Source organism: Nostoc sp. UCD121, from assembly GCF_014222285.1.
In the GTDB taxonomy this organism is placed as follows: domain Bacteria; phylum Cyanobacteriota; class Cyanobacteriia; order Cyanobacteriales; family Nostocaceae; genus Nostoc.
The window spans coordinates 1-7,218 of sequence record NZ_JACKZS010000294.1 but is presented as its reverse complement, the minus strand read 5'-3'; the positions used below and the strand labels follow the sequence as shown (position 1 = coordinate 7,218).

General features: G+C 40.6%; 8 protein-coding genes and 2 pseudogenes. 3 read left to right on the top strand and 7 right to left on the bottom strand.

Annotation, left to right across the window (positions count from 1 at the left end):
• Window positions 1–5 precede the first annotated feature (5 nt).
• The 5 genes from GNF10_RS39100 to GNF10_RS39090 form a co-directional block, all read right to left on the bottom strand.
• A complete protein-coding gene (locus GNF10_RS39100) occupies window positions 6–278 on the bottom strand; it encodes a hypothetical protein (RefSeq protein WP_260446224.1) in 273 nt (90 codons plus the stop codon).
• Window positions 262–774, bottom strand: a complete 513-nt coding sequence (locus GNF10_RS33680) for a helix-turn-helix domain-containing protein (protein WP_185586930.1) — start codon at window positions 772–774, stop codon at window positions 262–264. The genes GNF10_RS39100 and GNF10_RS33680 overlap by 17 nt, the downstream gene beginning before the upstream one ends.
• Window positions 775–1,081: 307 nt before the next feature.
• Complete coding sequence (locus GNF10_RS33675) at window positions 1,082–1,657, bottom strand: TMEM175 family protein (RefSeq protein ID WP_179075722.1); 576 nt, start codon at window positions 1,655–1,657, stop codon at window positions 1,082–1,084.
• 185 nt (window positions 1,658–1,842) lie between these two features.
• A complete protein-coding gene (locus tag GNF10_RS39385; protein ID WP_311774256.1) occupies window positions 1,843–2,121 on the bottom strand; it encodes a DUF6748 domain-containing protein in 279 nt (92 codons plus the stop codon).
• On the bottom strand, window positions 2,049–2,333 hold the full coding sequence (locus GNF10_RS39090; protein WP_260446366.1) for a DUF6748 domain-containing protein: 285 nt from the start codon (window positions 2,331–2,333) through the stop codon (window positions 2,049–2,051). Before GNF10_RS39090 ends, GNF10_RS39385 begins: the two co-directional genes overlap by 73 nt.
• Before the next feature lie 202 nt (window positions 2,334–2,535).
• Between GNF10_RS39090 and GNF10_RS33665 the strand changes: the two genes are divergently transcribed.
• Window positions 2,536–2,682 carry a hypothetical protein gene (locus tag GNF10_RS33665; RefSeq protein ID WP_185592952.1) on the top strand — a complete coding sequence of 49 codons (147 nt, stop codon included), beginning with the start codon at window positions 2,536–2,538 and terminating at the stop codon, window positions 2,680–2,682.
• A gap of 9 nt (window positions 2,683–2,691) precedes the next feature.
• Here GNF10_RS33665 and GNF10_RS33660 read toward each other — a convergent pair whose 3' ends face one another.
• Both GNF10_RS33660 and GNF10_RS33655 read right to left on the bottom strand, forming a co-directional pair.
• Complete coding sequence (locus GNF10_RS33660) at window positions 2,692–3,879, bottom strand: hypothetical protein (protein WP_185585507.1); 1,188 nt, start codon at window positions 3,877–3,879, stop codon at window positions 2,692–2,694.
• Between the two features lie 105 nt (window positions 3,880–3,984).
• A pseudogene (locus GNF10_RS33655) lies at window positions 3,985–5,082 on the bottom strand (hypothetical protein); the annotation flags it as partial.
• 271 nt (window positions 5,083–5,353) lie between these two features.
• On the opposite strand from GNF10_RS33655, the gene GNF10_RS33650 reads away from it, so the two are divergent.
• A complete protein-coding gene (locus GNF10_RS33650) occupies window positions 5,354–6,856 on the top strand; it encodes an AAA-like domain-containing protein (RefSeq protein ID WP_185592954.1) in 1,503 nt (500 codons plus the stop codon).
• Between the two features lie 128 nt (window positions 6,857–6,984).
• Window positions 6,985–7,218: pseudogene (locus GNF10_RS33645) on the top strand (adenylate cyclase); the annotation flags it as partial.

Here is a 7,218-nt window from a genome sequence, read left to right as displayed (position 1 = left end):
GGCTCTCAGACAGGGTTTAAAAGATTTAGTCGAAGAAACTTCCAAATATAATAAAGAATAGGAATTGGTTCGCGATACTCTATCGCGAACCATTCTTTCTTTTCCACATCCCGTGAAAAGTCAGGTCGCATTGGTAAGTCTTTTTCTAAGCGTTCAGTGGCTTGAATACCTGTCATTTCATCAATGGATATTGTGCGCTCCCCCTTTATATGACGCTCAATGGCGCTGATATATAAACCAGTTATATCTTCCACTTTGGCATCAAATTCTTCGTCCACAGGGGGGGGTTAACCAGTAGCGACTCTGGTGGGGTTTAAGTTCTGCTTCTTCTAGTAATCTTCCAACATGGCGAACAGATATGCTTTCAATAATACCTTGTTTCATAATTTCGTTCGCTAGTTCTCTCGCTGTCCAATGACTTATTGACCGTCCGTAATCTTCAGGTGGAGAACACGCCAATGCAAACAACTCGACTACTTGTTCCATACTAAATTTTACTGGTGTACCAACACGCTCTTGATCTTGCAATCTTTGAAAAACCGATAATTCTTGATCCTCGGTTTTTAACCATCGGTTTCGCCATAAACGAGCCATCTGCCTATTAATATCTAATTTTCGGGCTATTTGTCGATGGTTTTGACCCTCAGATGCCATGAGAATTATTCTGGCTCGTAGCACTATCTGTTGTGGCGTGTTGTGTCTGTTAATCAACTGTTGGACTTGATCACGCTCACCATCGCTTAAATTTAATATTTTAGGAGTTAATCTAGCCACATCCTCAGTCCTTGATACGCCCCCAAACGGGTTTTAACCTGATTATTTATTCTCCCACCAATATGGTCTGTTTATTTACGCCGTGCTGTACTAGGGTGATCGCTACAACTATCATATTTTTGAAGGGAAAAACTATTGTTAAATTCATTGCTACCACCTCAAGCTGTCGCTGTTGGGCAGAAAACTGAAGTGCTTCATATTGAAATACAAACAGTTAGTTTGAAATCTATCAGTAAGAATTTCTGGCGGAATATTTGATTAAAAATACTATCAAACCTTAAACTGGTTTGGTAGTATTTTTTTCTCTCTAAGGTTTAAGCGTCCTTTCAATCCGGCGATCAGGGATAAGCCACATAATTGCGACTAAAACATACAATGCACAGCCAAACCACGGTTTTACAAAAGCAAGGGGAATTGCCGCCGCATAAATCAACACTGATATTTTGCCCTTAAAGTCTCGACCAACAGCCTTGGCCAGCATTGAATCTCTACCGTGATGAGAAATTAAGGTACGACTCAGAATAAAGTATGCGATCGCCGCCATCAACAGAACCACACCATAAAAAGCAACAGGCAAAGCCGTAAAGTGGTTTTCGCCCATCCAAGCAGTAGCAAAGGGAATGAGGGATAACCAAAACAACAAATGCAAATTCGCCCAGAGAGTTCGCCCGTTCACTTGCTTGGCTACCTGTAGCAGGTGATGGTGGTTGTTCCAGTAGATTCCAACGTTGACGAAACTTAAGATATAGCTCAAGAATATTGGCAATAATGGACGGAGTGCGCCTATATCGCCCCCATGAGGCACTTTCAATTCCAACACCATGATGGTGATGATGATAGCGATTACACCATCGCTAAAGGCTTCTAATCTCCCCTTGAACATTGGTTTATACAGTTTCTCTGTTTCTGTAAATTATCGCGTTGGTAAAGATATAGCACGCATTTGGCTAGTAGTTCACCAACCCAATGAGAGCGGTATAGGTCGAGCAGGGGGAGAAAATTTCTCCCTCCCCAACCTGCCACCACGCAAAGTTGGGTTGCCAGACCACTACTTTACGGGGGCAACCTTTAGTTCTGTTCCACTCTCAGATAAAACTGTGTAGCGACAAACTGAGTATCTCTCTTGGTTGGATCTACGTTTTCAACTACCTTTGTTGTACCTACAGCAATCAAACCTTGACCAAAAATTTCACTTGCTGCTGCGTCAAGTTGTTTTTGTGTTGCACCCGTTTGGCTCAAATCGATTGACGAAACTTGAGAAATATAAGGCTTGTTTAGAACCAGATTATCTGTGGAGAAGCAAGGAGTTGTGATGCGTTGACTTGCTTTATAAAATATCCACCGCATATTGGAGAAGCACATTTGCGAAAATCTCTTCGCACCATGTAATATCCCCACTGTGGAAACTCTTGATTTTTGACACTGACTGCAACAGAATCAGTAGTCTCTGGAGCAGAAATATTTTGCGCCGATACTTTGGAGAAAAATCCGTTGGTGACTATTATTGCACCTAATAGAGGAATAATTGGGTATTTGTAGTTAAACGATTGTTTGTTCATGGTAACTTTAGATTTTATTTGAGGGTTCAATACCTTTGTTAAAAGCAGAGTTGACAAGATTTCTCGTAAAAACTGCCAAAATTACCTATACACAAGCTCGTAGTTGACAAGGTAAGTTGGAATACTATAACTCTTACACTACTGACAAGAGGTTAAAAAACCTTACAGGAAACCTTAAAGGAATTTTAAGGACTCATTGTTTTTGCCAACTTTGTCCCAGAACCACCTGACTGTAAGCCCAATCTCTGCATTTAGCCAAAACTGCGATGGCACTAGCGCCCGCCGGAGGCGATCGCACAAGAACAACAAAAGCCGACTCAAGCAGATCGTTGAGTTTTATTCCAAATGAACTGAGATGTTACCTCTCCCAATCAACCAACACCCCATCCACGATCGCAACCCCCCACTGCGGAAACTTCGCCAGCAACTTCTTGATCACGATTTGCAAAGCCGGATCATTCCAACACTCTTGCAAGAAGCCCAATCCTGGATTCTGCCCCGAATTCGCTGCAACTTTGAATTTCTGCATACGCTCCGGTCGCAAATTTGACCTCGCTACAATTGCCTCATGCGACCATTTTTCGGGATTTAGCACGGGCGCGGCAGAACCTTTGCCCTCGTGATCCGCTTTGACTCCTTCACCCGAAACTGAATTTTCAGTCATCAACTCAGCAGAGGAGCAACTCGGTTCTATTTTCTGATCTGCGATCGCTGAAGTTGAAGATTTTTCAATTTGGGCAGGCGACGCGGCGGAACAAGCACCTTCATGACAGTCTCTCGGCTCAACTTCACAATCTTGGCTTTCAGCTGGGAACAAAGCAGGTTGACTAGGCGCATCATCCACAAGCGCCAGCGTCGTACAGTCTATTGCCACAGGCAAGTCAATATCATTCTCTGACACGCCCCCGACAAAATGAGGCGACGCGACCCCCAAGGGAGCGATCGCCGTCTCTTCACAGTGCGAAATAACGGGTTGCGTGTCAGAGTTACACCTCACAAACTCTTTTGTAGAGTTTGTGAGGTGTTCCTGAACAGTTCGTGAGGGTTTTTGAAACCCTTGCTCTGGCTGACTTTGACCCAAAATAGATGCTTTGTACAAAGCATCTATTTCTTCAGGGGCAGCATCTATCTCTGAATCCCCAGCATTTGATTCTCGTTTTTCAGAATTTGATTCTTGTTTTTCAGAATTAGCTTTCTCCCAAAATTCCTTCATCCGACTACCATGTAAATTCTTCACCATCCAGGTAACGGTTTCTCGGCTATCCTGAATCGACTTGTCGGGCTTGAAAATAAACAACCCGCTTTCAGATAGAATTTTCTTTACAGAGATAAAAGTACTGTACCCCAAAGCAGAAGTCAAAGGCATCCACCGAGAACCATAGGGGTCAGCCGTCCAGGATTCTTGCCACAATTGCGTAACTGATGGCTTTTGTTGCGATGCCCACAACAAATCTTCTATGGGAATAATCACATGAAGCCGCTTATACGGTGATTGTGCTTTATCAGCAGTCTTTTTGGGCTTAGGTCTTGTGATACTTGCAGTCATTTTATAATCTCCTGTTATGTTGACGCATGGAAATTTCCCCTACTGTGATGCGGGGCTTGGTACTTGTATTTGGTTGTCTAAAAATTTACTCTTTACACTGAAAGCCTATTGAGGTTGCCAGAATCGCAATTCGTCTCGGAAATACCTATCAGTCTTTTTCGATTGCTCCTTCCAACAATCCCAAGCCACTATCACCTCATCTCCCAAATCCTGAATCACTTCACCCCTCTCGACATACAAAGTGCGATATGGATCAGCATGGGCAACAATAGAGCCGATGCCAATAGTGTCCGGTTGAGAAGATGTGTTCTGGAGTGCAGTAATTAAATCAGTCTCTTGGGTTGTTAATTCCCCCCAGTAGTCCTGTTTAATCACCTCATATTCTTGCGCCACTGCCCAAAACTCTTGCCAAGTACACCCAGGCTGTGAAAGCACCCGCCGAATGTCACTAACTGCCTGGGGCAGCATTTCCAATTGCTCGGCTCGATATGCGATCGCAGCTGGTGTAGGTTCACTCCCCAGAATTATCGCCGCAGCTTCCAAAGCTTGGGTGTTGTTCATTGCGCTAGCGAGATTCTTCAAAGCCATACCCATTAACCGTAAGCATTCCTGGGCATTTTCTTTGGGTGGTTCTTGTGCCAGCGATCGCAAATCAATAGTTTTCTCTAACGCCTGTTTAACTTGCTTGTTCAACGCTTTGGTCGCTTGCTGGGTCATAGTATTTCCCCATTCTTGAGAAGGGCGTTGTTCTACAGCGTGTTCCAATTCCTGAATGCGCTGCCTAAGCTGTTGATTCTCAGTCTCCAACTGCCGTAGCGATTCCATCTCATCTAGGCGTTGCTGTAACTGGATATTCTGCTCTTTCTGTTCCTTGAATAGTTGTTGCAGAGATTGGATTTGTTCTTGTACTTGAGCTTCGGCTTTGCCAGTTGCTTCTGCTTGTAAACCAATCCTCAATTCCTGGGAAAGTCGCTCTAACTCTTGCTGGTGTTGCTCTTTGATTTGGGCAATTGCTTCAGTATATTCTGGTGGATAAGTCTGCTCTCTGGGAAAGGGAACGCTGGGGGTATCTAAATCGGTGTTGTTGATGAGCAGCCTCTCACCATCAGCAAAGGTAACAATCTGCTGCCAATGATTCGGAGCCAAAGCCTCAATCACTCCCGACTCCCCATAACGAGGATGTTTTGGTGATGAGACTGTGACTAATCAACAAGTCAATTCAAACGATAAATTGGCTTTAAGCGTTTAATTCAAGGCTCAATAGGGCAAAAAACGAGTATTTTGTGAAGAAGCTTAATTTTACTTAAGCAAGCTCTATCGTAAATCTACTGAGACTGCTAATATCAGTCTGGAATCCCGTTCTGTGCATTTGTAGCTTTATATAGACACTATCTAAACTACTACGACAACCTACCTTTCTATACTCTTTTTTGGCAAGGGTATTGGTTAAACTAACTTGATTGTTATCAACTATATGAACTTAGATCAGATCCAAGATATTCTCAATAAGCAACTGCTCAACCTAGAAAATCGTTGTCTCAACACCACTGAACTGTTAATTTTACAAGGTATCTTGCAAAACCAGACTTATCATGAAATTGCCCAACAAGAAGGCTACAGTTCTAGCTATTTTGCCAATGTAGTTGCCCCAGAGTTGTATCGAAGACTTTCCCAGATCACAGGAAGACGAGTAACTAAGAAAAACTGTCAAGCCATATTACAATCATATCTTACGCCACAAACTCAGGCTATAACTCACAGGCCAGGTTTAGAGAGTTCATCGCGGAATCCACAAACCTCATCTCAAACCAATGAACCAAAGGAATGGTTAGAGAACTCATCTCCTAATCTTCACCCCTCTACTTCACCTGCTTATCCCTGTGGGGCAGTGCCTCTTGACTCTCCTTTTTACTTGAAACAACCTTCTGTTGAACAACAAATTATCGAAGAAATTACTAAACCAGGAGCGTTGGTACGAATAAAAGCTTCTCAAAATATGGGAAAAACCTCTTTATTATTGAGAGTTTTAGATGATTGTGAAAAAAAAATAGGCTATAAAACAGTTAGTTTAAATTTACAAAAAGCTGACAAAAGTATTTTAGAAGATATTGATAGATTTTTGCGTTGGTTATGTATTAACTGCGCTCGAAAATTAGGGTTAAAACCCAATTTAGATGAATACTGGGATCAAGATATTGGTAGTAAAATGAGTTGGACAATTTATTTTGAAGAGTATCTTTTAGCAGAAATTGAAAGTCCCCTTGTTCTAGCTTTAGATGAAATTAATCAGGTATTTGAACATACTGAAACTGCTGAAAATTTTTTACCTTTATTACGTTCTTGTTATGAAGAAGCCAAAAGAAACTCTATTTGGCAAAAGTTTCGTTTAATAGTGGTTCATTCTACTGAAATTTATGTTCCACTTCAATTAGAACAATCTCCTTTTAATATTGGATTACCTATTGAGTTACATAATTTTAGTCAAGAGCAGGTAAAAGATTTAGCAAAAAAATACCAATTAAATATTCAAGATAATGAAGAAATTAAACAACTTATGGAATTAGTTGGGGGACATCCTGCTTTAATTCATTTGGCACTTTATTACATTAGTCAAGAACAAATATCCTTTGAGGAATTATTAGCAACTGCGGCAACTCAGACAGGGATTTATGCCCATTATTTACAGCGTCATTGGCTAACTTTGGAAAAACAACCAGAATTAGCAAAAGCTTTTCACATGGTTTGTCAAGCAACTGAAGCCATTTTTTTAGAGCCAATTATTGCTTACAAGCTCAATAGTATTGGCTTAATCTATTTAGTAGGAAATAAAGCAACAGTGAGTTGTAAATTGTATCAAAAATATTTCCAGAATCAGTGGAATGATAATATGATTAATGATGCCTATTTGACGGATTTAAACGATATCTTAAAAAAAGGCAAAAGAACAGGAACAAGTGTGTTGGAAAACAGAATCTAAAAATCAATAATTTTAACTCAAAAGATTATGAACTGTACATTTTTACGAGAAAATAAAAGATTGTCTTAAACGCTTGTAAATATAACGATATAATTTGTAATTGCTTTTTACTATAGATATTGACAAATATGCTTAATTACCCTTGTTTAAATCCTGCTTATTTAATTGAAACCTTGGAACCTGATACTGTATTTTTCATCTCTGAAAGAGAATCAGTTTGTTTGCAAGATACTCTTTATTATCGTTTAGTTCAGTTAATTGATGGTCAACGTAATGTTGATAAAATCATTGATATCCTTCAATTAGAACTCTTACAAAATCAAGAATCAACTCAAAAACTGCCTAATTTTTTTCAAGAGGTT